25 protein-coding genes and 1 tRNA gene are annotated in these 25,861 nt (G+C 40.8%); 13 read left to right on the top strand and 13 right to left on the bottom strand.

Annotated elements, in window-relative coordinates:
* The first annotated feature begins 2 nt into the window (after positions 1-2).
* Positions 3-2,075: an NAD(+) synthase gene (locus FAI41_08045; protein ID QCE33531.1), complete on the top strand. Its 2,073-nt coding sequence runs from the start codon at positions 3-5 to the stop codon at positions 2,073-2,075.
* Positions 2,076-2,235: 160 nt separating this feature from the next.
* Positions 2,236-3,225 (top strand): hypothetical protein, encoded by a 990-nt coding sequence (locus FAI41_08040; GenBank protein ID QCE33530.1) that lies wholly within the window; start codon positions 2,236-2,238, stop codon positions 3,223-3,225.
* A 144-nt stretch (positions 3,226-3,369) separates the two neighbouring features.
* On the opposite strand, the gene FAI41_08035 is transcribed toward FAI41_08040, so the two are convergent.
* From FAI41_08035 to FAI41_08010, 6 genes are all read right to left on the bottom strand, one after another.
* A complete protein-coding gene (locus FAI41_08035; protein ID QCE33529.1) occupies positions 3,370-3,495 on the bottom strand; it encodes a 50S ribosomal protein L36 in 126 nt (41 codons plus the stop codon).
* A 189-nt stretch (positions 3,496-3,684) separates the two neighbouring features.
* The gene (locus tag FAI41_08030; GenBank protein ID QCE33528.1) at positions 3,685-4,014 is read right to left on the bottom strand and encodes a hypothetical protein; all 330 of its coding nucleotides are present in this window, start codon (positions 4,012-4,014) and stop codon (positions 3,685-3,687) included.
* A gap of 25 nt (positions 4,015-4,039) precedes the next feature.
* Positions 4,040-5,176: a purine nucleoside permease gene (locus tag FAI41_08025; GenBank protein QCE33527.1), complete on the bottom strand. Its 1,137-nt coding sequence runs from the start codon at positions 5,174-5,176 to the stop codon at positions 4,040-4,042.
* Positions 5,173-6,789 (bottom strand): adenosine deaminase, encoded by a 1,617-nt coding sequence (locus FAI41_08020; protein QCE33526.1) that lies wholly within the window; start codon positions 6,787-6,789, stop codon positions 5,173-5,175. Before FAI41_08020 ends, FAI41_08025 begins: the two co-directional genes overlap by 4 nt.
* A 29-nt stretch (positions 6,790-6,818) precedes the next feature.
* Positions 6,819-7,277 (bottom strand): hypothetical protein, encoded by a 459-nt coding sequence (locus FAI41_08015; GenBank protein QCE33525.1) that lies wholly within the window; start codon positions 7,275-7,277, stop codon positions 6,819-6,821.
* Positions 7,278-7,324: 47 nt separating this feature from the next.
* Positions 7,325-8,056 carry a hypothetical protein gene (locus FAI41_08010; protein ID QCE33524.1) on the bottom strand — a complete coding sequence of 244 codons (732 nt, stop codon included), beginning with the start codon at positions 8,054-8,056 and terminating at the stop codon, positions 7,325-7,327.
* A gap of 188 nt (positions 8,057-8,244) precedes the next feature.
* Here FAI41_08010 and FAI41_08005 point away from each other — a divergent pair, with 188 nt between their 5' ends.
* From FAI41_08005 to FAI41_07980, 6 genes are all read left to right on the top strand, one after another.
* Positions 8,245-8,526, top strand: a complete 282-nt coding sequence (locus FAI41_08005) for an aryl-sulfate sulfotransferase (GenBank protein QCE33523.1) — start codon at positions 8,245-8,247, stop codon at positions 8,524-8,526.
* Entirely contained in the window at positions 8,523-9,362 is an 840-nt protein-coding gene (locus tag FAI41_08000) for a molecular chaperone DjiA (protein QCE33522.1), read from the top strand. The genes FAI41_08005 and FAI41_08000 overlap by 4 nt, the downstream gene beginning before the upstream one ends.
* Entirely contained in the window at positions 9,352-9,813 is a 462-nt protein-coding gene (locus tag FAI41_07995) for a hypothetical protein (GenBank protein ID QCE33521.1), read from the top strand. Before FAI41_08000 ends, FAI41_07995 begins: the two co-directional genes overlap by 11 nt.
* 146 nt (positions 9,814-9,959) lie before the next feature.
* Positions 9,960-11,162, top strand: coding sequence for an Mrp/NBP35 family ATP-binding protein (locus FAI41_07990; protein ID QCE33520.1), 1,203 nt, complete (start codon positions 9,960-9,962; stop codon positions 11,160-11,162).
* Positions 11,162-11,395 (top strand): hypothetical protein, encoded by a 234-nt coding sequence (locus tag FAI41_07985; protein QCE33519.1) that lies wholly within the window; start codon positions 11,162-11,164, stop codon positions 11,393-11,395. Before FAI41_07990 ends, FAI41_07985 begins: the two co-directional genes overlap by 1 nt.
* 36 nt (positions 11,396-11,431) lie before the next feature.
* The gene (locus tag FAI41_07980; GenBank protein QCE33518.1) at positions 11,432-11,887 is read left to right on the top strand and encodes a hypothetical protein; all 456 of its coding nucleotides are present in this window, start codon (positions 11,432-11,434) and stop codon (positions 11,885-11,887) included.
* Between the two features lie 3 nt (positions 11,888-11,890).
* Here FAI41_07980 and FAI41_07975 read toward each other — a convergent pair whose 3' ends face one another.
* The 7 genes from FAI41_07975 to FAI41_07945 all read right to left on the bottom strand — a co-directional run bounded on the left by FAI41_07975 (position 11,891) and on the right by FAI41_07945 (position 17,613).
* On the bottom strand, positions 11,891-12,523 hold the full coding sequence (locus tag FAI41_07975) for a LysE family translocator (GenBank protein QCE33517.1): 633 nt from the start codon (positions 12,521-12,523) through the stop codon (positions 11,891-11,893).
* Positions 12,524-12,547: 24 nt separating this feature from the next.
* Positions 12,548-14,080 (bottom strand): hypothetical protein, encoded by a 1,533-nt coding sequence (locus FAI41_07970; GenBank protein ID QCE33516.1) that lies wholly within the window; start codon positions 14,078-14,080, stop codon positions 12,548-12,550.
* Between the two features lie 202 nt (positions 14,081-14,282).
* Complete coding sequence (locus FAI41_07965; protein ID QCE33515.1) at positions 14,283-14,858, bottom strand: hypothetical protein; 576 nt, start codon at positions 14,856-14,858, stop codon at positions 14,283-14,285.
* 19 nt (positions 14,859-14,877) lie between these two features.
* Complete coding sequence (locus FAI41_07960) at positions 14,878-15,630, bottom strand: polyprenol monophosphomannose synthase (protein QCE33514.1); 753 nt, start codon at positions 15,628-15,630, stop codon at positions 14,878-14,880.
* 100 nt (positions 15,631-15,730) lie between these two features.
* A complete protein-coding gene (gene hemN / locus FAI41_07955) occupies positions 15,731-17,104 on the bottom strand; it encodes an oxygen-independent coproporphyrinogen III oxidase (protein QCE33513.1) in 1,374 nt (457 codons plus the stop codon).
* A gap of 15 nt (positions 17,105-17,119) precedes the next feature.
* Positions 17,120-17,506 carry a hypothetical protein gene (locus FAI41_07950; protein QCE33512.1) on the bottom strand — a complete coding sequence of 129 codons (387 nt, stop codon included), beginning with the start codon at positions 17,504-17,506 and terminating at the stop codon, positions 17,120-17,122.
* Between the two features lie 33 nt (positions 17,507-17,539).
* Positions 17,540-17,613, bottom strand: a tRNA-Gly gene (locus FAI41_07945).
* Between the two features lie 188 nt (positions 17,614-17,801).
* Here FAI41_07945 and ispF point away from each other — a divergent pair.
* Genes ispF through FAI41_07920 form a run of 5 tightly spaced genes read left to right on the top strand, consistent with a single transcriptional unit; the run spans position 17,802 to position 25,853 of the window.
* On the top strand, positions 17,802-19,037 hold the full coding sequence (gene ispF, locus FAI41_07940; protein QCE33511.1) for a 2-C-methyl-D-erythritol 2,4-cyclodiphosphate synthase: 1,236 nt from the start codon (positions 17,802-17,804) through the stop codon (positions 19,035-19,037).
* Positions 19,038-19,040: 3 nt separating this feature from the next.
* Positions 19,041-20,615: a type I restriction-modification system subunit M gene (locus FAI41_07935; GenBank protein ID QCE33510.1), complete on the top strand. Its 1,575-nt coding sequence runs from the start codon at positions 19,041-19,043 to the stop codon at positions 20,613-20,615.
* Positions 20,612-21,793 carry a restriction endonuclease subunit S gene (locus tag FAI41_07930; protein QCE33509.1) on the top strand — a complete coding sequence of 394 codons (1,182 nt, stop codon included), beginning with the start codon at positions 20,612-20,614 and terminating at the stop codon, positions 21,791-21,793. Before FAI41_07935 ends, FAI41_07930 begins: the two co-directional genes overlap by 4 nt.
* 1 nt (position 21,794) lies before the next feature.
* Complete coding sequence (locus FAI41_07925; GenBank protein ID QCE33508.1) at positions 21,795-22,832, top strand: anticodon nuclease; 1,038 nt, start codon at positions 21,795-21,797, stop codon at positions 22,830-22,832.
* Positions 22,833-25,853: a type I restriction endonuclease subunit R gene (locus tag FAI41_07920; protein ID QCE33507.1), complete on the top strand. Its 3,021-nt coding sequence runs from the start codon at positions 22,833-22,835 to the stop codon at positions 25,851-25,853.
* Positions 25,854-25,861 lie beyond the last annotated feature (8 nt).

The following is a 25,861-nucleotide window of genomic DNA, read 5'->3' as shown; positions in this document are numbered from 1 at the left end:
TAATGCCTAAAGATTGCTTCCATTCTATTTATCATCAAGGATTTTGCCGTGTTGCGGCGGCTCACCATCCCATTCGCTTAGGTGCGCCTAAGGAGAATGCCAAGCTGGTGGCAAATATCATGCGGCAATGTGACAAAAAACAGGTTGCTGTCACCGTCTTTCCGGAATTATCATTGACAGGCTATAGTCTTGAAGATCTTTTTTTTCAGCGCCCCATTCTTGATGAAGCGCTAGAAGCGCTTAAAATTCTTGTTCACGCCTCTAAGGATTGGTATTCTGTTGGCGTTGTCGGTCTCCCCATTTGCCATAACCAGACCCTCTATAATTGCGCCGCCATTTTTCATAAAGGAATACTTCTAGGACTTGTCCCTAAAACGCATATCCTCTCGGAAGGCGAATTTTATGAGGCGCGCCATTTTGCCTCTGGCCAAAATGTTCAACAGCAGCAAATTTCTCTCTGGGGAAAAACATATCCTTTTGGAACAGATCTACTTTTTCAAGCAAAAGACTTTCCTGATTTGTGCTTTGGTGTCGAAATCTGTCAAGATCTTTGGGTTCCAAACTCCCCTGGTATTGCGCAAATCGAGGCTGGAGCCTTAATCATTGCGAATCTTTCTGCTTCTCCTGGACTGATCGGACGTAAAAAAGATCGTCATCTTTTATGTGCCTCTTACGCAAAACGTCTTATGACAGGTTATATCTATGCCGCCTCTGGCTGGGGAGAATCTACCAACGATCTTGTATGGGACGGTCAGATGATGATTTATGAAGCCGGAGAAATGCTTGGCGATATAGCCTCTTCCCTTCCAGATTCTCCAGAGCTCCTCATCCGTGACATTGATCTGCAAGCGCTACGGGCAAAACGTCTTAGGTCCAACTATTTTCGTCAGCTCCCTCCCCGTAAGACGAAAGATAAATTTACTTTCATTGCATTTCATCTTTCCCCCATTTCCGAAGATATTGGTTTTGAAAGAAATATTTCGCCCTTTCCTTTCCATTTTCAAAAAGAAAGCATGGCAGAAAATACCCTTGAGGTCTTAGAATACCAAGCAGTTGGTCTCGCTAAGCGCCTTCAAGCCAGCAAAGCTTCCAAAATGGTTATCGGTGTCTCAGGCGGTCTTGACAGTGCCTTAGCGCTTCTAGTCTGCCATCGTTCAGCAGAGATTTTAAACTGGTCTTTCGATAAAATTATCGCTTGCTCGCTTACTGGTTATGGGACTTCCAAAACCAGCGAAGATCTTGGCGCACAACTTATGAAGAGCCTGCAAGTTGAGATAAAAAATATTGATATCCGCCCCATTTGTCAGAAAATCTTTCAAAGCTTGGATCATCCTGCAAAAGATTTTCCTCTTCAGGGCAACATATCTCCAAATGAGATGAGGAATAGCCTAGATCTTACCTTTGAAAATGTGCAAGCAGGTATTAGAACAGATCTTCTTTTCCGTTTAGCCGGACAGCAGAATGCGCTTGTCATCGGCACAGGTGATTTGTCTGAACTCGCCTTAGGCTGGTGTACTTATGGTGTTGGGGATCAAATGGCACATTACAATGTGAATGCGGGTATTCCAAAAACCCTTATTCAACAAATTGTTTGCTATTTTTCAAATAAAGATGCCCTAAAAACCTATCCTTCTGCGCTTCGAGAAATTTTAGCAAAAATTGCAGAACGTCCTATTTCACCGGAACTCCTGCCAAGTGATAACCCAAATACGCTTCAAAGCACAGAATCCGCCATCGGACCTTACGCATTGCAAGATTTCATTCTATGGCATGTTTTAAAATATGGTGCAGGCCCGAAACGTATCGCTTTTCTTCTCCAAAAAGCCTGGGGAAAACACAGCACAGAAAACAGCCATTCCTACGAGGCAAAAGAACTCTTAAAATGGCTTGAAATCTTTGGGAAACGCTTTTTCAATTTCAGTCAATTTAAACGAAGCGCAATGCCAAATGGACCGAAAATACTGCCTGATATTGGCCTCTCGCCACGAGGAGACTGGCGTGCGCCAAGTGATTTAGAAGAAAGAATCTGGACATCTGAGATAGAAAGTATTAAGAAGATGTTCTGTGCATTCTAGCGTGGAACAAATTATATAAAATTTGTTTTCTATTTTATCTCCGATGTTAGCTAGATCACAAATAAAAGAGTTTCGATTAAAGATCATTAAATTATAGCTTTCTTGATATTGGATTTTAGCCTTATCGAGGAAGATCTTAAAGATAGGAATATATTTATACGTGGTTTATACCCATTTAAATGCTTCCCCCACTCTTCCTGGTGGGGGGCTTTCTGGCCCTTCCTTTGTTACAAAAAATGATCTTAGTGATTTAAGTCATCACTATAATGCTACCATGCGCCAAGTTCAGACGGGCATGGCAGACAACAATTCATCTCCTGTAAATATAGCGAAAGATAGCGTTTCTGGCGCTTTGAATACGACTGCCCTCACCCCCAGTGTTACAGGCTTTGAATCAACATCCAATAACGCTTTTCTACGTCCTGATACTTTGTCTGGTGCGCTCAACGGTATCCTAGGGGAAACCTCAGCTCAGCAAGTTTCTTGGCTTCAAAAAGCAGAACTTCTTAAAACAGATGTAAAAGACACGATTTCTGCAGCGGGTCCTGACGCTTTACGTCATATGGATAATATCTCCGTTCAAGGGAATCCTCATTTTATAAACGGTACTGTTCAAGATACTATTCGTGCTGTTGGCGTAACCGTTTCCGGTGGCGCAACCCCATTCTCAGACACAATTTCTGGAACATTCTCTGGTTTTGGTCATGGCGAAACGGCGCCATTAACGCCCTATATTCCCCTACCATTTAAAGATAGTTCAGGTAATCTCTTATATCCAAAAGACGGTATTTTACCCGAAGGTGCATCAAACGATTCTTTCATCCCTGGAGAGCCAGACAAGAACGTATTCCTTGATCCACATCGCAAAATGGACACTCATTCCTCTCTGATTGATCTCTTACACCAAGTAGATCATCAAGTGACAGTTGACCTTGGTAAATTTTCCGGTGTCTCCTCTTCTGAAAATGCTTCAAAAATAGATAGCTTTAACCCTGACATGCTTAAGAAAACAATGGCTCACACCACAGATGAAGTCTTAAGTGCGGCTAAAAAAGATGATTCTCTGATTACCCTATTGGATGAGGAGCAAAAGAAACGTATGGCCGCAAATATTGACTTTGGGCCATTTGGAACCGGTGGGCATTTCTAAAATAGAAATATTGTAAACGATAAAAGGATAATCTCTTTTTTATCGTTAGCCATTCTAAAATCTTTAAATAACAAACATAAAAAACCCTGACTCTCAGATCTCTCTAAGAATCAGGGTTTTTTATCTTATCAAAAGGAAATCCTCTTAGCCTTGACGGGCCTTCATGCGAGGATTCTTTTTATTAATAACGTAAACGCGGCCTCTGCGACGAACAATTTGACAGTTTTTATCGCGCGTTTTAGCTGATTTTAGACTATGACGTATTTTCATGTTCCACTTTCCACGTCTAAGACGCGTCTTAACTTGTGTTGGTAAAAACTCTTATTAAACTCTCTTCAGAATAGTACTGAGGTACGGCCAATAAGAAAAAATTTCAAGAACTATATTCCTTATTTTCACAGAAAAGTCAAATTTTCTTATGAAGGGATAGCCCTCTCGAAACCTATAAGAATCCCTAACTTAATGCAAATGAGACAAAAGACCTAGTAAAAGTGCTAAAGCGGCTAGACCGCTTCCGCCCATACCACAAATAGCCGCTCTGGCATTGGCCCGGCTATTCTCTGTGAGTGCAACTTGTATCTCATTAAGATTGTTTAAGCCCGTATCAATTTGATCAAAGGCTTTCTCCATTGAAATTTGCTGTAATTTCAAAGAGCCGATTGCTTTCATAGATCTTTCGGGCAAACGCAAGCGAGAAGCATCCCACCAGAGTTTGGCAGAAAGGCCTGAGCAAATAGAGGAACCCAATGTTGCCCATCCGACAAGATCTGTACATATCTGACTAAACAATAAGATGCCCTTCCCTTTAATTCTATTACGCTTTAGATTCTGATTGAGGCACAGTCATTTTATAAGACTGCCAATGTTGTGAAATTTCACGAACAATGATTGAGGCAACAGAATAAACATTATTTACAGAAGCATCCAGACCAATATAGCCTTCCTCTCCTTGTTTAAATAGATCCGCCGTCTCTTTCCCCGCTGGAGGCATGTCAAAGTTACTGACAGAGCGGAAAACAAGCAAGCGCTTAGAATCAACCAACCCTGCCTTCGCTTCTCTTTCCAAAACAAGTGGCACAGCAAGATCTTCCATCGCTGTGGTAGAGAAATAGCCTTTACCCTCTGTCCAGTAATCCACCCATCTTTCAGCCCATGCATTGCTATGCGGCCCTGCCCAGAAAGTCTCACTTGAAATCACATCACCGATAACAACCTCTGGCGCTTTTTGCGCCGCTGGATAATCGGCGTAGGCCTTACGTGAATTTTGTAATTTCTCACTATCTGGCAAAGGGTATTGAGAAACCTTATCAAAGGCCCAATCAACCAAAGATGAATTTAAATCATAAACCATGTCGCCGGCTTGAGAATGGGCTGCCGGCCGTGGCACAGGATACGGCTCACTGGATTGAGCTGGAATATAAGGATCACGCCACTCTTTTGGCATGTCTCTTGGGTCAATCATATGTGACATACCGCCATTGACAACGTAACGTGCCAACGCCACGCTCCCAACAGAAATCTTATGCGGATTTCCACCAGCAATCCCTGCCAAAACAAAATAAGCATGGCTAAAGTCAAAACGTGGATCTTTTAACAAGGCAGTTAAAGATTGCGCTGTGCTGGTATGCCCTTCGCCTAGCAAAACACCGAGAACATGATCTTTTTCATTATAAAAATAATGTCCATGATAACTATCTTTTGCCTCAATTTTTTTATTCAGAGGATATTTTTCGACCCAATTTTGAAGTTCTCCAGCCTGATCTCCTGTATCTTTTCCAATTTCAAAAGCGGTTAAAACAACAACCCGAACAGCCATTTTTTTCTGATGATCTGAAATCTCCTTTTGAGGTGCCGCTATGGCAATATGTCCTGATAAAGAAAGACAGGTCAGCGCACACACTCCCAAAAGAGTTTTGCTTTTCCAATTTTTCCAAGAAAAAATTTGTGTCATTTCACCTTTTCCGTTTTTAATAAATAGAGATTTTCAAAGGTTTGAAATCTTTTCTCAAGCTCCCATTCCTGCGCCGCTTTTTCATTCTTTTCGAGATATTTCTGGCACTTGTCTGTTAAATGCCTTTTTATTTGCGCCTTTTTACAAGCGGAAACGAAAATACCGCCAACCTGCGCTTTCCAAAGAGATTTTCCTTCTAAAAACGCATATTCTAAACCTGTTTGACTGAAATTCTTTAAATCTTGATAAGAGGCTCCCTGCTCAAACACAGCTCTGACATATTCCTGCGTCAAATCGCCACGTGATATACCCTCATCATCTGTCGAAAGAGAAACAGGAACACCTGCCTTTTGATAGAGAGAAAGCGGATGCTGCTTACCTTTTATGCCTAGAATTTCATCGTTAGAAGTCAAATTAATTTCCACTAAAATCTTTTTCTTAGCCATTTCTTTTAAAAGCTGTTGGGATTTTTCTTCGTAGGCAATATCCACCCCATGCCCAATACGTTCCGCCCCTGCAATCTCAACAGCTTGGCGAATATGGTCTTTAAGGGCATCCTTTCCAACCAGTTCACTGGTAAGCTCTCCCGCATGCAAAGCAAGATGAACGTGCGGATAAAGATGATGAAAAAAATGAAACATCTGCATGTGCAGTGTATAATCTTTTAGAGCAATTGGCGCATCTTCCGGTGCAACAAAATTAATTCCAACGAATCGTGGATCTTTCGAAGTCAGAGCGTAGCCAATGGCAAGTTGTGAGAAAACCTCTTTTGGAGGCGCTGTGCGTATCACCTGATAGAGATAACGTGCATTAACCTTACATCCTTCTCTTGGTGACCTTTTATGACATCCTAATAGCGCATCACTCCGGGCCTGTGCTTGATCAATTTCCTGAACAGCACGCTCTAAACGCAACGGTAAAAATGGAGAAATTTCTTTGTGCCATTGACGAAAAACCCTTTCAGCAGAAACCTCTTTAACTTCTGAAAGTTTTTGCCCCTGCGCCATAGCACCTGATAAATCCGGAGAGATCATTAATTCTAAATATTGAATATGATCTCTTGCCGCCCGGGTTCGCGCCTCTGCAATCATATCACCCGTACGGTAAGTTTTTACGCCGATATGATGAAACGCATTAAAGAAATGGTCATGCCCTGTTTCCCCATGAGGATGCGCTACAAAATGACGCATGGACATCACGTCAATCAGTGCCTCACGTTTTTTTGGGAAATTCATTAAATAAATTGCCGATTTTTCTTCCTTTGAAAGCGGATTTTTACAGGTTTCTGCAGAAAGTTCATTCGTTTTTAAATGAACACAGTTTCCGTCAGCCTCTGCCCAGTTTAGAAAACTCTCAGCATAAACAGCACCGATTAAATGATTATGGAGATCTGCCCCTTTTGGAAAATCTTGTAAAAAGAGACTGAGCGCTGCTGGTGTTGTGGCATTTTCTTTTAAGACTGCTTCCATACCTGAATCGGTACCTAAATCGGCCTCTATCGCCTTTTCAATCGTAGGCCTCGCCTGCCCAACGATAGGCGACAAAACAGAAAAACCAAGCAATGGAAAAGAGGATATGAAAAAGCGAAAAGTTTTTTGATAAAAAAGGCGCATCAATCTCTCTTTTCCTAAAAATAACGTTCTTATCCGGGAGCCCCTATAAGCTGCAAGCGCATTTTTCGACGCATAGCACCTGTCCAGTCTCCCCACTGCGCTGCATCTAGCTTTTTCATTTGATAAGCTTGCCAGCCCTGCATAAAAGTTGCCGTTAAAATGGTAAAATAAGCGTCAATAATCTCTAGCCCATCCACACCTTCCGGAAATGGCAGATCAACATTCTTTTTAATCCAAAATGCGAGCGGCTCGCCGTTCCATGCTGGCATTGAAAGATACGCAGGGTTTTCACCCTTAAAAATTTTAGCAATATTCGCAATAGATTCATTTACGGAATGGCGAGCAACCTCCTCTGAAACACCTTCTTTTTGCCATTTTAAAAGTTTTTCTTCTATTTCCAAAAAAAACGTTTTTAGAATCTTCTCAATAAAATTAGCATCTCCCAAATAACCGAGACGCTCGATGTCCATTTGTACATCTGAGGACATTTAAAACTCTACTTTCAACATCTGTAATATTTCTGTGTTTTCTAAGATTATTTGGTTACACCTAAAGCCGCTGGAAGTGATTTCCAGTAAGGAAATTCATAAATTTCATTCCATAAGAGCTTTAATTGTTTACGTCTTTCATCAGGGGATAACGCTACCCATCCCTCTTGCGTGCATAATTGGGAAAGTCCGCCTTCCGGGTAAAGAAACTCTTTATCATGCAAAAGAGAAAGTAATGGCGGAATATGTCCTCTTGTCCTTGTCCCGTCTTTGAGGATAGGCACAGCCAGTACCTGCTTTAAAAGCCATAAAGTTTTCTGTGAAAAATCGCTTAAAAACCAGTTTTCTTCTAATGCTAATTTTTTAATAAGCGCTGTATCAAGAAGTGTCTTTCCTTCAAGTGCCGCAGTTACAAGCAGTAAAAGAATCTTAGAGGCCAATGCCTCAGCCTTAAGATAAATCTCCTCATTTGACTGATCGGGCACAAGAGAATGATGGCGAAAAAATGCCCCACTGCTGGGCCATAGTAAAAGGGGAAAAAATTGTGGTGTCAGCTCATCTTTGGATTTTCCAACCCGCTTCACAGCACCAACTTTTTCTGCCCGTTCCAATGCCTCCTCCGGCGTTCGGTCACTGCATTCCTCTTCCAGAGTACGCGCCAATGCTGCAGAGGCCTCATCTATAGAAACAGCCTGTCCCGGCAAAGATACGCCAAGATATTCAAGGGATCTCAGAACAATTGCTGAGAGGTCTTCTCCTGGTAGTTCAACAACAGCCATTGAAATGTTTTCCCCTTAAAAATGAGATCTAATATCGCCTATTTATGGTTACGCTAAATAAATGTAAAGTTTAGGGGAGTTCTGATAAATTGTCTTCCCCTTTAGGGTTTAAAATTTTATCCTATGCTCAAAAGTAAGTCTATCCTATCTTTTTGCGCACCTTTTATCAGGTTCAGAATATAATTCTTATGCCATTTTCAAAAAAAAAGGGGGGAAATGCCTCTCACCTCCAAAAAAGAAGTCTGTCCATCAGCGGACATGCGACTTCCATCGCTCTTGAAAAAGAATTTTGGGATATTCTCGAATCTGCCGCACAACGCAAAAAAATAGCGCTTTCAAAATTCATCAGTAACATTGATTCTCATCAACGGGAGGGTCGCCCCCTTACCTCCACCCTTCGTTTAAAGGCTCTGGAAGAGGCTTTTTTATCTGCCAATAAACATACATCTTTAGGAAAATATGAATCATGACAGTCTGGGGTAAGCTTTTTGGAACAGCCGCTGGGATTGCCGCAGGCGGTCCTGTTGGCGGGATCGTCGGCTTTCTCCTCGGGGCCCGTGCAGATAATGATAAATTGCTCTCCTCTCCGGCAGGCTGGGGAAAAAACTTTCCTTCCTATGGCAAAGCAGATCCCCAAGGAGCGACTTTTTTTTCCGCAGTAAAGATTGCTGCCTTGTTTGGAAAGAAAGAACAGCTTGTTGGTCTCGCCAGCCTCGTTCTAAGCGCTAAAATCGCTAAAATAGACGGTCCTGTAAATAATTCTGAAATTGAAGCTTTTAAAAACGCCATTAATGTTCCTCCAGAGCAACTTTCTGCAATTGCCAAAGCCTTTGACAAAGCACGTGAGCGCACAGACGATTTTGAGCGCTATGCGGTTGAAATCGGAGAAGCCTTTAAAGATAATCCCCAGCCTCTGGAGCCTGTGCTTTTTCTCCTTTTTCACATCGCACGTGCAGATCTTGAAAAAAATATGCCGCTTCACCCTGCTGAAAAGGATTTTCTAAAACGGGTGCACAAAGCCTTCCACCTTTCAGAAACAGCTTGGAAAAGAGCCTCTCTAGGTATTTTGCCACCGGAAAACAATATTTCAGATATTAACGCCTATCGTATTTTAGGCGTTCCTCACGAAGCGGATTTAGAAACAATCCGTATCCGCTGGAAAGTTTTAATGAAAAAATACCATCCTGACATTTTACAGCAAAAAATTCTGACAAAAGAGCAGGAAAAAACCTTCAGAGACCGTGCGCAACGCATTAATAATGCGTGGGATCATATTAAAAAGGAACGGAATGGGCATGCGTCTTAAACTCTTTGCTCTCATCATTGGGCTTTTAACCCTCTTCATTTCTATCCTTTCTTTGTTTTTCGTTATCTTAAAAAAGAATCCCGAAAAACAACGAGATAAAACAGTGATTTTTAAAAATCATAATGCCGCTCTTTTTCTTGAAAAAAATCCCGTTGAGAAAAAAGAATTTACAGCTTATTTACGTGTTTCCATTCCACAATGCAGTGGTGCACTCGCCCAAAAAGGAGATGGCGGTCTTCCTGCTAAAGGCGTCTTAAAAAGCGGTAATTTGCAAAACGGCATTCTTGAAGTTCATCAGCCACCAACAATGGGAGAAGCCGCCTGTGACTTGGCATTTCAGATTAAAAATGATGAAATCATCACCGCAAGACAGCAAGGCGGAGATTGTGATGCTTGGCACGGCGTATCCTGCCCTTTTTCCACCCTAATTCTTGGCGGTATGAAGCGCTAAGATATTGCGAAACTCTTGACATAAACAAGCTGAATTCTTAGCTCGCACTTATAAGACAGAGATTTACCGTTCCGCCCTTAGAGTTTCCCCTCAGAAAAGAAACTTCTCCTTTAAAAAAAGGGGAAAAATTGCTAGGTATTAAGATCATGATACAAAATTCTCCCCAAAATACGCCTAATCCTTTAGAAACCCATATTCATACGACGCTTAAGGATCTTGGTATCTTAGACATCTGTGATTTGGCAGGCTCTTCTTTAAGAGACGCTAATCTTCACATCGCCCTACAAGTTTTGCCAGAAAATCTCTCAAAATTGCCTGCGTTGCAGAAAAAAGCCCAAGAAAAGCTTTCCGATTATCCCGGCATTTCAGCAGTTTCCATCTCTTTTACCCGAAAATCCGCCCATGCACCGCAAGGCGCTCCTCAAGAACAACACTTGCATCAAGATGTGCCTTCTTTCGAGAATGAACCTGCTGGCGGCGGATGTGGCAGCGGAGGCTGTGGCTCTTGCGGTTCCTCTGGCGGATGCAGTAGCACTGCACCTAAAAAAGCACCAGAACCCACAGAGATTCCTCAGCTTTCTGGTATTAAATGTGCTATTACGGTTGGATCAGGAAAAGGCGGTGTTGGTAAATCAACCACGGCAATCAATCTTGCCTGTGCCCTTTCTAAATCAGGTTTAAAAGTCGGCGTTTTAGATGCAGATATTTACGGCCCTTCTCTTTCAAAAATGTTAGGCACCAAAGTCAAAGTGCCCGTGATTGAAGGTAAACCGCACCCTGTCGAAGCGCTTGGCATGAAAACAATGTCTCTTTCCTACATGATTGATGACAAGCAAGCTGTCATTTGGCGTGGCCCTATGGTCATGGGCGCTCTTACCCAATTCTTACAGGAAATTGAATGGGGAGAGCTTGATGTTCTTGTGATTGATATGCCGCCGGGAACGGGGGACGCTCATCTGACCATTACTCAGAAATTGGCAGAACTCCTTAAAAAAGGCGGATCTGTCTTGGTAAGTACCCCTCAGGATATTGCCCTTCTTGATACACGCCGCTCTGCAGAACTTTATAATCAAGTCAATATTCCATTGCTTGGTCTCATTGAGAATATGAGCATTTTCCATTGTTCACATTGTGGTAAGGAAACAGATATTTTTGGGCAGGACGGTGCTAAAAAAGAAGCTGAGAATCTTGGCATTCCTTTCTTGGGCGCTATTCCACTTTCTAAAAATATTCGTGTCAAATCAGATGATGGACATCCAATTGTCCTTTCTGAACCTGAAGGCCCAGAAGCCAAAGCCTATCTAAAAATTGCAGAAGGTTTGGCTGAACATATTCGAAGTGTAAAATAATGTTTAAAAGCCCGGTTTGTTTTCTAAAAATATTATGGCTCTTACCGGGCTTTTTTCTCCTCGCCTGTTCGATGCAACCCTCCCATGTTGGGCTTTCAACGGACGGCTATGGCTTTGTCAAGAATTCACCGCATGTCTCACCGCCTACACACTTAACGCAAGGGCAAAAGCTTGAGCTCCCAATAGCCGATCCAGCGCCGTACACGCCGAACATTCTTTTCGGTAAGTCCTAACGCTCTTTTTAATATTTTTTGAAAAATGAGGCTTAAATGTCCCTTATTCCCGCTGAAGAGCAAGCTTTTTCTTATATTTATCAAAAGAAATTAGACCTCAAAAACTTACCTATAACAGAAATTCGACAGTTTTTGATTGAGCTGCTCGAAGAGAACCCAATCCCCCATCCGGATTCTCAAATTTTTCTTGCTGGGAGCTTTATTTTCGAGCTTGCACGACAAACCAGTCCGACAATAAATCGCGGCTCCTTAGAGCAATCATGGGAAAATATTTTTTCGGATGTGCTTAAAGGTCAAAAAACTTTTCCAGCACATTTATCTTTAAATGATCCGAAAAGAGCTCAGAATGCCCTCCAAGCGGCCGGACGCTATGCCATCCATTTCAAAGCAAGTTTTAAACGGCAGACAAACCCAAGTGCCATTTTATCTGTCAATCGCTTTGTAAAATTTGTTGTCAAGAATCTTCCAAAACTTCCAGACGCTAAAAAATAATTTTTAACTGGGACGGGTCATTAAAAGAAGTAAAATCCCAAAAATTAAGAAAAGAACCCCGGTTAAACGGTCAAAATTCTTAATAATAGCGGGCCGCCCCAACAAGGATCTTAAAGGGATACCGCCCATAACAAGTGTACCGAACCACAAAGCCGCTAAAATAATTTGAATGGCCGTCTCCATGAGAACAAACATGGTAACATTTGTCTGTTGTGGGACAAATTGAGGAAAGAGCGCCAAAACGACCAAAGCAAAACCGGGATTGCATAAAGTTGTCGTAAAACCATTTCGAATGCCGTTTAAAATAAGATTTTTAGGAAACTCTTTTACCTCAACCACATCAAACAAAGATGTATGCGGCTTACGTAATAAATTAATGCCTAAATAGGCCAAAAAAATTGCCCCTGTGATTTTCAAAAGGAAAAATCCAAAAGGAGAGCCTGCGATCAAAGCTGTTAAGCCAAAGGCGGCGGCACTCCCCCAAAAACCAACAGCAATACAAATCCCCAACACAACGGCAAAACCTGCTCTATAGCTTTCTGAGATGGATGTTCTCAACACCAAAGCTGTCTCAAGTCCAGGCGTCATCATCAGTGGGCCTGCCGTTAAAATAAAAGCAATTAAAGATGAGAGCATGGCATTTTCCTAAAGCAGAAAGAATTAAACACGTTTTAACATAACAGAAGCCTCAACCTTGTGATCTTCACAACTTAAGAAAAGTTTTTGCTTTCCTTTTTTTGGGAAAAAGAGATTTGTTGCGACAGTTCCAGCTTCAGGACAGAAAAGCTCTAAAGAAAAAGCATCCACATAAAAAACAAGCCTTAAAAGCCCCTCATGTTCTCTTAAAGGCAGAACATGCTCCGCCTTCCAAAGCCTTAGCGCCTCTTCACTCATTTCCTTTGGAAAGGAAATCGCCCCCTTTTGACGTAAAATCTTGCAGACATTCACTTTCGGAAGAATCTCAAAGATCATAGCCTTTTCCTTAGTTTGAGAACTTCCTGCAAGCGAAAAATATATTTTCTCAGGCCATATGCCACCAATACGCTTTAAAGAGAGTTCTACTTTATAAGCACATCCCGGTTTTGATTGTTGAAAATCAAAAGAACATTCTGGCGTAATTTCCTGCGTTGGTAATTTCAAGCTTGTCGAAAAAATATCATCCTGATTTTTATGCGGAAGCGTATAAATCTTGTAGCTTTCCACTTCTTTTCGAACAAAAACCTCTCGCAATAATGTTTCCGCATTCGAAAAGCCTTTAAAAGGCATATATTGCACATAGCTCCAATTTCCCATCCAGCTTTGTAGGTAAAGCTTTCCAGATCTCGGATCAATGGAGCAATTTGGGGCATATGTATCCGCGCCAAAATCAAGCCGTTGCGGCTTCGTCAAATCTCTAAAAATCTTACCGTCCCAATCACCGATAACACCATAAATCTTCCCTGAAGCTTCCAGATGATCCGCATAAATTAAAAGATATTTTTTTTGCGCTTCACCTTCAATAGAAACCGGTAAGAACACAGGCGCTTCGAGACCGCCATTTTGATCTACACGGTGATCCGGCGCCATCCAAAGAGAATGTCTTTTCCATGTCTTCGTATCTAAAGAGCCGTAGAAAGACATGCCATAAGATAGCGTAATAACAGCAACCCATTGCTGACCATCCCAATGAACACGAAAATCCCTTAACGCCTGACCGATGTCACGTTGCGATTTTGTTTGTTCAAAAATGATCTGATCAAAAACAGGTCTTTCACCAAAATCCTTTGCCCAATACCTTAGGACTTTTTGACCTTGTGAAGTCTCTACGGTCACAAAATACAGAACAGCACCATTTCCAAAACCAGCACTATCCTGCCAATCTCGAACAACGCAGCCGCCAAAAAAACCTGTAATATCATTCTTGCAGGGGAAAAGGAATTTCTGCATTGGTATCCAAGAAACACCCCGATTAAAAGAAACACTTTCAATCCATTGCGAAATACAGCTTGTTTCTATGGCATCACTTGGCCTTGCCAAATGCCATGCCCTTAAAATCTTTTTCTTTTCATCAAAAAGAATATTTTGCGGATCACTTACCCATAAAGGCGATGTCGCATGAGGCAAGGCTGTCGCATGATAAAAAGGATAATAAGACGATACAGAAAGACCTGTCCGCAAATCTTCTAACGCCCGAAGAGAATGTCCTATTCTCATTCCTCAACCTCCAGCGAAATTGAGAGAATTTCTGGGCTGAACTCTCCTGTTAAAGCGGCTTGCCACTCACGTTTTTGAATAGCAAGAATTTCGCTCGCTTGAATGAGATAAATATCTTCTGCGTCAATCATTGTAACTTAATAATCCTGATTTAAATCTTTTTAAAAAAAGCGCCCTATAAAGTAAGGCGCTTTTTCTTAATTTACTTTTTAGGATGTGCTCCTAATTTCTTTAAAAGAACCTGAAACTGGGACGCCATTTTGGCACGATTTTGTGCAACAATCGTTGCCTCTTTTCGGTTCCGTCCCGGAACCTCATAATCACGTGCAAAATATAAAGTTGCCTGTGCCGCATTTTGAGAATGAAGCAACTCTTTACCGACAAATTTATAAGGACTTGTCGGATCTGTTAAAGCCTGCTGGATAAAATCCGCTTGATCTTTCCAAGGTGCCTGATGTGGCAATACACCATATTTCTTAACAAAATTTTTCTTACGAACACCAAGCCATTGCGCCAATCCCGAAGCGCCATTCGTGTTGACCTGAGAGGGATCTAGCGAGCACTCGAAATAAATATTTGCGACAATCCCTGCGACCACATGTTCAGACCAACCTTTTTGACGGTAGTAAGTTGCCAGCAATCCCGCCATTTCTGTCTGTTGAGGACTTAATTTTAAAGGCTTTGCCGGTACCGCAACAGAGGGTAGGACATGGCAAAATAGAGATAGTGTAAAAATTAGGCCACAAAAGGACCTAACTAAAAATGATCTTTTTTTCAAAAATAAACTCTCTAAAATTTTATAATTTATTTCGGTGCCTTTTAACACGGTTAAAAAGCAAGACGAAGGTTTGAATAATCGCTTCCTGAATAACGCCAAAGCTTAATTTGCTTTCTCCAGCTAAACGATCTTTAAAAACGAAAGGCACTTCACGAATACTCAAGGTATCTGAAGATTTCGCTAAAAATTCAAAAAGAATTTTAAATCCTTTTGTCCGCATAGACGGTAAAATTTCTTCAATTAAATCACGTTTAACCGCAAAGAAACCACTCATAGGATCACTGCATTTTTTACCAGAAACCTTTTGAGCCACTTTGGTTCCCAGTTTTGAAAGCCATTCCCGATATTTTCCGGAAAGCCCCGATGCATCACCACCTTTTGCATAACGTGTGCCGACGACAAGGTCTGTTCCATCAACAAGAGCATCTAACATGCGTGGTAAAATCGTCTCATCATGCTGACCGTCACCATCCATCACCGCAACAAAATGAGAAGAGGAAGACAAAATTCCCTCAATAACAGCGGATGTCAAACCACGACGGCCAATTCTGCGAATAACCCGTAAACGTGAATCCTCTTGAGCAATTTTTCTTGCGACACTTGATGTGCCATCTGGAGAATTATCATCAACAAGAATCATCTCCCATTCATCGTCACGCCCTTCCCAAGCACGACACAAGGAGTCGAAAACTTTCGAAACATTTTGTGCCTCGTTATAAACCGGCACGATAATGCTGATAAGAGCTGGTGAATTTGCCAAAGGAAACCTCAACTATTTACGTTAATTACTCTCGTTAATAATGACACTGCTTAAATTTTCTCACGAGAGAAAGCCAATGATAAAGATTTTTTAGTACAAAAACAATCTTCCACTAAAAAGCACTTGAATAACGTGGGGACCCCTCTTCTTTTTCTGCTTTGAGATATTGGTCAAAAATCCCTGCCACATTACGAATAAAAGGCCGCCCCTTCTCCAGCACATAAATATGCCGCCCTTCTAACTTAACCAATCCATCTTTCAGCATAGGATCAAGCTGTTTAAGCTCATTAGAAAAATCTTTTCCCTTATCAAAATCATCCAGATTAACAGATAAATCACACATCAAGCGCTCAATAATACGGGCCCTTAATAAATCCTCTCCCCTACGGGCAACATCACGATAGGCAGGAAGACCTTCCTTTAGCATCGCCTTTTTATAGGCTGAGGCCGTTGGTGCATTCTGACTGAGACCCTGTGCAAATTCTGAAATCGCAGAGGCTCCCATCCCAATCAAAACGCCTGAATTATCTGTTGTATAGCCTTGAAAATTGCGACGAAGCACACCCTTTTCTGCTGCTTTGGCCATTGTATCTTCGGGACGGACATAATGATCCAAACCAACGGCGATATAGCCCGCTTTACGCAAAGTCTCGTCAATCGCTTGCCTTTGTGCAAGACGCTCTAAAAGACCCGGCAACTGATCTTCTGGAATTAACTGCTGGCGTTTTTGCTTCCACGGCACATGGGCATAACCAAAAACGGCTAAACGTTCCGGCTTTAATTTAGCAATAACTTCTGCAGTGTGAATAACGCTCTCGGTTGTTTGACGGGGAAGGCCATAAATCAAATCAATATTGATTGAGGCAATGCCTGCATCCCGCATTTGAGAGACGCAATCTTCTGTTTGTTTTTCACTCTGAATACGCCCACAAGCCTGCTGAACGCTCGGATCAATATCTTGAACCCCTAGACTAACACGGTTAAAACCGATCTCTCTCAGATAGGTGGCACATCCTTGAGGGATATTGCGAGGATCAAGCTCAATGGAAAGTTCCGCCTTCGGATCAATTTGAAAATATTGAGCGACTTTTCCCATAACGCTTGCCAAAGCCTCTTTGGGAAGCGTTGTTGGTGTCCCACCTCCCCAATGAAGATGCGTCACGATATGCTCTTTTCCGGCCAAAGCTGCCACACGTTCAAGTTCTGATAGCAACAGATCTGCATAGGCCTCACGTGTCTCTTGATGCCGAACAACAGACGTATTACAGGCACAGAAACTGCAAAGCTCATCACAAAAAGGCACATGAAAATAAAGAGAAATTGGCTCTCCCTTAGGCAAATCCCTAATCCAAGTTTCAATCTTGTTGCTCTCTGCAACTGGAACAAACTGTGCGGCTGTCGGATAGCTGGTATAGCGTGGAATAAGCCCGCCATACCGCTTTAAGAGCAAAGAAATTTCTTCAAAATTTTTGGATGGTTCTACCATTTTTAATCCGCCTTTTTAGTGCCCATCATTGTAGAGTAAGCGGGGGCAATTTGCATTATATTGTGTTAGGCACGCTTCGTTCTCTTTTTCCCGTTGCGCAATAAAGGCCTCTGCACGTGCCTTACAGGCGGGGAGTTGTTTTTTAAGCTTCTGCACCTTAATAGAGGCTAAAATGGCTGTAATCGGGAGCGATAAAACATTATCGATATCAAGCGTTGCAAGACCTAACGGATCGCTACCATCCATAAGATTACCAAACTCAATGCCATGCGGAACCTGACAAGGGTAAGGCGTATCCTCATAAATTAAAGTCGTCTTCGGACGAAAAATATTGGTGGTGCAGCCAGACATTGTAAGGGCCAGAAGCGTGGCTGCCCCAATCTTCTTTAAATGTCTTTTCATGCCTGCCTTATGATTGCTCAAAGCTGGAGAAAATGGAGCGGATGAGGGGAATCGAACCCCCGTATGCAGCTTGGGAAGCTACCGTTCTACCATTGAACTACATCCGCTAATTTCATAACCAGAGAAAAACGCTTCTTTTAAGAAATCTTAGTCTATTTAATCTATAAAAAAAAGAGCCATCACTCAAGCACTCATCTAAATAAAAAAAGAATTATACTTCCGATGAGGTTTCAAGATAAGCATTATAGAACCATAACCCAAAGAATCTTATAGAGAATTTAGGAAAAGATACGCCATGACATCCGCTCCCCCTGCCTTGCCTTCCAAACCTTATATTGCTGCTATTCTCCTCGGCGGCGGAACGGGAAAACGGTTTAAAGAAAGTCTCAAGAGCCCTCTCAACACAGAAAATGCCAGTCTTCCTAAGCAATATCTTCTCCTCAATGGTAAACCCATTATTCATCATGCCGCTGAGGCGCTTTTGCCTTATGTCGATCTGATTCAGCCTGTTGGAGATCGTGAAAAACTTGTTGCGACTCTCCCAAAAGACAAAAAAATTCTACCGCCTGTTTCTGGCGGTACAGAACGCCAAGATAGTGTTCGTAATGGTTTAGAAGCGCTTTCACGTCTTTCTAAAACCCCCGATCTTGTCCTCATTCATGACGGCGCAAGACCCTTGGTTCCTTCTGCCTGTATTGAAAATGTCCTTGAAGCTTTAAACGATTATTACGGTGCCATTCCAGCTCGAAAAGTCACAGATACCATTAAACGGGTTGAAAATGATGTCATCGTCGCTACGGTTGAAAGGGACAATTTACGCCGTGCGCAGACACCGCAAGGATTTCATTTTCAGCTTTTCCTTGATCTTCACCGCAAAGACAATAACAATAAATGCACTGATGATATTGCCCTTTTAGAAGCTGCCGGTTTTGAAACTAAAGTCGTTGAGGGCAGCGAACGCAATATTAAAGTCACTGTCGAAGAGGATTTAAATTTTTTAAAAACAATGTTTAGCCAGACATCTTCCCCAGCCCCTCTCCTGCCACATATTGGCAATGGTTATGACGTTCATGCTTTTGAAGCCGGCCGCCCCCTTATGCTTGGCGGTGTTGAAGTGCCCCATACGCATGGCTTAGCAGGACATTCTGATGCCGATGTCGTCCTTCATGCACTTTGCGATGCGTTGTACGGCGCAATGAATGAAGGCGATATCGGACGCCATTTTCCCCCTTCGGACAATCAATGGAAATCTGCGAATTCCCGCCAATTTTTAGAACATGCCATCGATTTTCTCCGCCAAAAAAACGGACGCCTTATCAATGCCGATATCACCTTAATTTGCGAAGCGCCCAAAATTAGCCCCCATGCGGAAAAAATGATGCAAAAAATGGCAGAAATTATGGATGTTTCGCCAAAACGCATCTCTTTGAAAGCCACCACAACGGAAAAATTAGGCTTTACAGGACGTAAAGAAGGGATTGCCTGCTTTGCAACGGTTTCCGTTTTATTACCAGATATTGAAGAAAACTAAGCCATGACAAATAGACAAAAAGAACGAGATTCACTCCATAATACAATATGGAAAATTGCAAATGATTTACGAGGTCAAGTCGATGGCTGGGATTTTAAAAATTACGTTTTAGGTACATTATTTTATCGTTTTCTTTCCGAGAATCTCACTAAATATCTAAATATTGCCGAGCATCAGGCAGGTAATGCAGACTTTGACTATGCGACACTTTCCGATGTGGAGGCTTTGCCGATCAAAGCCGAGATCGTGGCGGAAAAAGGCTTTTTTATCCTGCCGAGCCAGCTTTTTTACAATGTTTTAAAAAATGCCGAAAAAGACAATGATTTTAACATTACGCTTGGCAATATTTTTAGAGATATTGAAGGCTCCGCCATCGGCACACCCAGCGAAGAGAATTTTAAAGACCTCTTTCGGGATTTTGATACAAACAGTCCTAAATTAGGCGAAAATGTCTCTAAAAAAAATGAGAAACTTCGCAAGCTTTTAACGGAAATCGGTGATCTGGAATTAGGGAATTTCACCGGCAAAAATGCCCATGAGATTGATGTTTTCGGGGATGCCTATGAATATCTCATTAAAATGTATGCCGCCAATGCGGGAAAATCGGGCGGAGAATTCTTTACGCCACAAGAGGTTTCTGAGCTTTTAGCGAATATTGCCTTAAATGGCCGAAAAAGCCTGAATAAAGTTTATGATCCTGCGTGCGGTTCCGGCTCTCTTCTTTTGAAATTTTCTAAAATCCTCGGCAAAAGCAAAATTAAATCGGGCTATTACGGGCAGGAAGTTAATTTAACGACCTATAATTTATGTCGTATGAATATGATTTTGCATGAGATTGGCTTTGAACATTTTCATATTGCCTATGGCGATACGCTAATAGAGCCTAAACATTGGGATGATCAGCCTTTTGATGCGATTGTTTCCAATCCGCCCTATTCGACCAAATGGGAGGGCGACAGTAACCCGATTTTAATCAATGACAGGCGGTTTGCGCCTGCCGGTGTTCTTGCACCGAAAAGCAAGGCAGATTTAGCCTTTACGATGCATATTTTAAGCTGGCTTTCCACCGCAGGAACCGCGGCGATTGTCGAGTTCCCCGGGGTTTTGTACCGATCCGGTACGGAAAAGAAAATCAGGCAATATTTAATTGAGAATAATTATATTGATTCCGTTATTCAGCTTCCTCCCGATTTATTTTTCGGAACGACGATTGCCACCTGCATCATCACGTTAAAAAAATCAAAAACAGACAATCAGACGCTTTTTGTTGATGCGAGTTCCGAATTTTCCCGCTCAGGCAATAAAAATATCCTTTTAAAGAAACATCAGGGAAAAATTTTAGAGGCTTTAGAAAAAAGAGTAGATATCCCCCATTTCGCCAAATTGGTGCCGAATGATCAAATTTTAGAAAATGAAGTTAACCTTTCAGTTTCCTCCTATGTCGAGGCTGAGGATTTACGGGAAAAGATTGATATTAAAATTCTTAATCAAGAGATTGAAGAGATTGTGAAAAAGCAATCCAAACTTAGAAGTGCAATAGATGCGATTGTCGCCGATCTAGAAGAGGCAAGCGCATGAATAAGATTGAACAGCTCATTCAAAAACATTGCCCGAATGGGGTTGAATTCAAAAGTATTTCAGAAATTTTTACTATACGAAACGGCTATACCCCATCGAAAAGCAATCAAAATTACTGGGTTGATGGTGATGTTCCTTGGTTTAGAATGGATGATTTACGAAAAAATGGTCATATTCTCAATAATTCACTGCTAAAAATAACAAAAGAAGCTGTAAAAGGTGGAAAATTATTTCCTAAAAACTCAATTATTATTGCCACCAGCGCAACAATTGGTGAACATGCGCTTATTACCGTTCCATACCTGTGTAATCAACGCTTTACTTCGCTTACTTTAAAATCAAAATTTTTAAAATCATTTCATATCAAATTTATTTTCTATTACTGTTTTCTCCTTGATGAATGGTGCCTAAAAAATACGACAAAATCTAGTTTTGCTTCTGTTGATATGAACGGATTTAAGCAATTTCCCTTTCCTATCCCCCCTCTCGAAGTTCAAGAAGAGATTGCCGCTATCCTTGATCAGTTTACAGAGCTGGAAGCGGAGCTGGAAGCGGAGCTGGAAGCACGCAAAAAGCAGTATCATTATTACCGAGAACAACTTTTAAGCTTCAGTTATAATTCAGACACAAGTCAAGCAAGCATAAAACTCTTGAGTGAAGTTTGCAACATCTTAGATTCAAAAAGACGCCCTATCACGCGCTCTCAAAGAGTAGCTGGGGATTTCCCCTATTATGGCGCTAATGGTATTCAAGATTGGGTAGAAAATTATATTTTTGATGGGAATTTTCTTCTTATCGGGGAGGATGGAAGCGTCATGACAGATAGAGGTACACCAATTGTAAACTGGGCCACAGGGAAGTTCTGGGCGAATAATCACGTTCATGTTTTATCCGCTAAGCAGGGATTGAACCTACGTTATTTATACCACCTAGCCCAGATGATAAATATTCGCCAATGGGTTCAAGGATTACCTCCAAAACTCAATCAAGAGAATTTAAAAAACTTAAAACTTCCCATTCCCTCACTTTTGGAACAAGAACGCATTGTCGCTATTTTGGATCGGTTTGATGCGCTGGTGAATGACATCTCTCACGGCCTGCCTGCTGAAATTAAGGCAAGACGCCAACAATATGAATATTACAGAGATAGGCTCTTAACTTTTAAAGAGGCTGTCTAAAATGTTTGAGAATGCTTTACACGAAATTAAAAAGAAAATGACTTCCAAAGTCACGCTTTTATATGCATTCAATGGCACGGGCAAAACACAGTTATCAAAGTTATTTTATGAAGATAGACCAGAAGAAACACTTTATTATAATGCCTTTACGGAAGATTTATTTCATTGGGACAACGAACAATCTCTCTTAGGCTTTAATAAATCATCTTGGCTATTGAAAACTATTGAAGAGCAAGGTTTAGAAAATCGTATTTCTAAAAATTTTAAGAGCATCATTACCTCTAAATTAGAACCTTCTTTTAATTTTTTAGAAGGGCATGTTTCCTTTGACTTTAATACGGGGGATGACACAGCTTCTCAAAGTATAAAAATCTCTAGAGGAGAAGAAAGCGTCTTTATCTGGAGTATTTTTTATACACTCTTAGAAAATCTGGAGGAGTCACAAAAAGAAGATGAGGTATTTAAAAAAATTAAATATATCCTTATTGATGATCCTGTCTCTTCGATGGATGAGGGGCGTATTATTACAATTGCCCTTAAATTATCTGCCCTTATAAAAAAAACAAAGAGCTTAAAATTTCTTATCTCTACGCATCATCCCCTATTTTTTAATATTTTATACGCAGAACATGGAGCTAAAGAGCATGCCTTTATCTGCACTAGAGAAAACAACGCTATAAATTTTATAGCACAAAAGAATGATTCCCCTTTTCTCTATCATCACGCCATTCTTTTGGAGATAGAAAAAGCAATTCTACAAGACAATCTTAAAAAATATCATTTTAATCTTTTTCGTACCCTTTTAGAAAAAACAGCTAATTTCTTGGGTCATGATCGTTGGAAAACCCTTTTATCTGAGTCCAGCTCAGATAAAATTCAACAATTAGAAATTACAAAAAGAATCAATCACCATAGTCACGGCTCTCTTTCTGAAAGTGAAACAGATTTTTTAAGCCCAGAAGATAGAGAGATTTTTACAAATGCTTTTAATCATTTCATCCAAAAGTTCCACTATTCATCTTTCAAAAAAGCTTCCTAAATGACTCAAGAAAATCCAACCTTCGAAAATTTATTTTCCACCTCTGCGATTGAAATGATTGCAGCCTCTGATGAGAGTACTTTGGTTGGAAAGTTTGAACCCTCTGCGCACAAACGAGAAGGCCACCAATCTGAAGATGAGCTTGAAAAGACTTTTATTCAGCAACTCCAAGAGCAAGGCTATGAATTTCTCCCAATTAGCACAGAGGCCGATTTAATCCAAAATCTACGTCTGCAACTCGAAAAATTAAACAAATTTCAATTTACCGATTTAGAATGGGACGAATTTTTTAAAAATAAGCTTTCTCGCCCGAACGCCGGCATTTTAGAAAAAACAAAAATGCTTCAGCTCGAAAATACCGCACAAATCCTAGAGGGCGAAGATGGCTATGATCGCAATATCCATCTCATTGATAAGAAAAATCTTCATCGAAATAAGCTCCAAGTCATTAACCAATATCGTTCCGAGGGCGAAAAACGATCGCATCGTTACGATGTCACAATTTTACTTAATGGCTTGCCGATTGTGCATGTGGAGTTAAAACGGCGCGGTATTGCCATCCGGCAGGCTTTTAACCAGATTAACCGCTATCAAAGAGAAAGTTTCTGGGAGGGGTCCGGTCTTTTTCAGTATGTACAACTTTTTGTTATTTCAAACGGCACAGACACGAAATATTACAGCAATACAACCCGTTTAGGATCAATCGAGGCCCAAAACAAGGTGACAAAACAGCCCAAACAATCTTCCAACTCTTTTGCCTTTACCTCTAACTGGGCCGATTTCCACAATAAAAATATTTTAGATTTAGAGGATTTCACCAAAACTTTTTTTGCTAAACACACGCTGTTAAATATTTTAACAAGATATTGTGTTTTGGATGCTCAAGATCGCCTTTTGGTTATGCGTCCCTATCAGATTGCCGCAACCGAGCAAATTTTAAGCCGTATTAAAACAGCCGCGAACAATCCCCAGTCAAAAAACGCAAAAACAGGCGGTTATATTTGGCACACAACCGGAAGCGGCAAAACCTTAACCAGTTTCAAGGCGGCACAGCTCGCCTGCAAAATGGATGAAATCGACAAAGTTTTATTTGTCGTAGATCGCAAAGATCTTGATTATCAGACAATGAAAGAATATGACCGTTTCGAAAAGGGGGCGGCAAACGCCAACGCATCCACAAAAATTTTAAAAGAACAGCTTGAAAAACCATCGGCAAAAATCATTGTCACAACCATTCAAAAGCTCAGTCATTTTATTAAATCCGACAAAAACCATCCGATCAAACATCAAAAAATCGCTCTGATTTTTGATGAATGTCACCGTTCTCAATTTGGAGAAATGCATAGAGACATTACAAAATTCTTTAAGAATTACCATCTTTTTGGTTTTACGGGCACGCCTATTTTTAATCTTAATCAGAAGAAAGGGGGAAGCCCTAACATTGCCACAACAATGCAGGTTTTCGGCGATCGCCTTCATGCCTATACGATTGTTGATGCGATTAAAGATAAAAATGTTCTAGGCTTTAAGGTCAGCTATCACAGTACAGTTAAAAAAGCGTATGAAACCGAGGATGAGCCGCCTACCAAAGAAAATGAAGAAATTTTTCTAGCGTCTGAGCGCATTTCGCAAATAACCTCTTATATTTTAGAAAATTTTCAGACCAAAACCTATCGAAATAAATCTTATAAATACGAGGCGAAAAGACGGACAGGCTTTAATGCCCTTTTTGCGACCGCCTCTATTAAAGCAGCCCGTCTTTATTATGAAGAATTTAAGCATCAGCAGGAAAATCTTCCCTCTGACAAAAAATTAAAAATTGGAATGATTTATTCTTACGCCCCAAATGAAGCCGAGGAAGAGAATTCAGACGGCACCGAAGGTTTAGACGGCTCTTCCCGTGATTTCTTAGATCAGGTTATTGCCGATTATAATGAGATGTTCCAAACAAATTATAATTCCGGCTCAGGCTTCTCAGATTATTATAAAAATCTTTCCCAGCGTTTAAAAGATGGCGATTTAGATCTTGTTATCGTTGTAAACATGTTTTTAACAGGGTTTGATGCGCCATGTTTAAATACATTATGGGTCGATAAAAATCTTAAATATCATGGGCTTATTCAAGCCTACTCCAGAACTAACCGCATTTTAAATTCGGTTAAGCAATTTGGGAATATTATTACTTTTCGAGATCTAGAAAATGCAACCAATGAGGCGCTTCAAATCTTTGGGAATAAAGAGGCTATCGAGTTTGCAATTCTAAAACCCTATGCTCACTTTTTAGAAGAATATCAAAGTCATATTGACATACTTTTAAAGAACTTCCCTCTTAATATGGAAATCATTGGGGAAACAAAACAAAAAGATTTTATCCAGCTTTTTGGAAAAATTTTAAAGCTTCTTAATATTTTAAAAAGCTTCGATGAATTTGATGCGGATACTTTTCTCTCTCCTGCAGAACTTCAAGATTACCGTAGCCGTTATTTAGACCTTTATGAAATATTCAAACAGCAGTCTAACACTGACAGCGACACAGATATCCCTTTAGAAGGTATTACTTTTGAGATTGAACTTTTAAAACAAGTTGAGATCAATATTGATTATATTTTAAAACTTGTTGAAGAATATCTTAAAGAAAATAAGAATGCTGCTCTTAAAGAAAACATTACAAAACTTGTTAATGCAAACCCTTCTCTTCGCAACAAAAGAGAGCTTATTAATGATTTTATGTCTAAAATCTCTTCTGAGGATGATATCCCAAAAAAATGGCAAATATATATTGATCTAAAAAAAGAAGAAGAACTTGAGGAGATTATTAAAGAGGAGCGTCTCAAACCAGAACTAACGCATGAGTTTATCAAAGATGCCTTTATACAAGGTATTGTTCCTGAATTTGGTACGGGACTTGCAAAAATTTTACCTCCCCAATCCCGTTTTTCAAAAAACAATCCATCTGCTGAAAATAAAAAAAGAGTATTACAAAAACTCTCTGAATTTCTAGAGCGCTTTCTTGATATTTAAAAAAAGGG

Source organism: Acetobacteraceae bacterium (assembly GCA_004843165.1).
Taxonomy (GTDB): Bacteria; Pseudomonadota; Alphaproteobacteria; order Acetobacterales; family Acetobacteraceae.
Note: the sequence above shows the minus strand (reverse complement) of the source record. Positions and strands in the feature narration are given on the sequence as shown.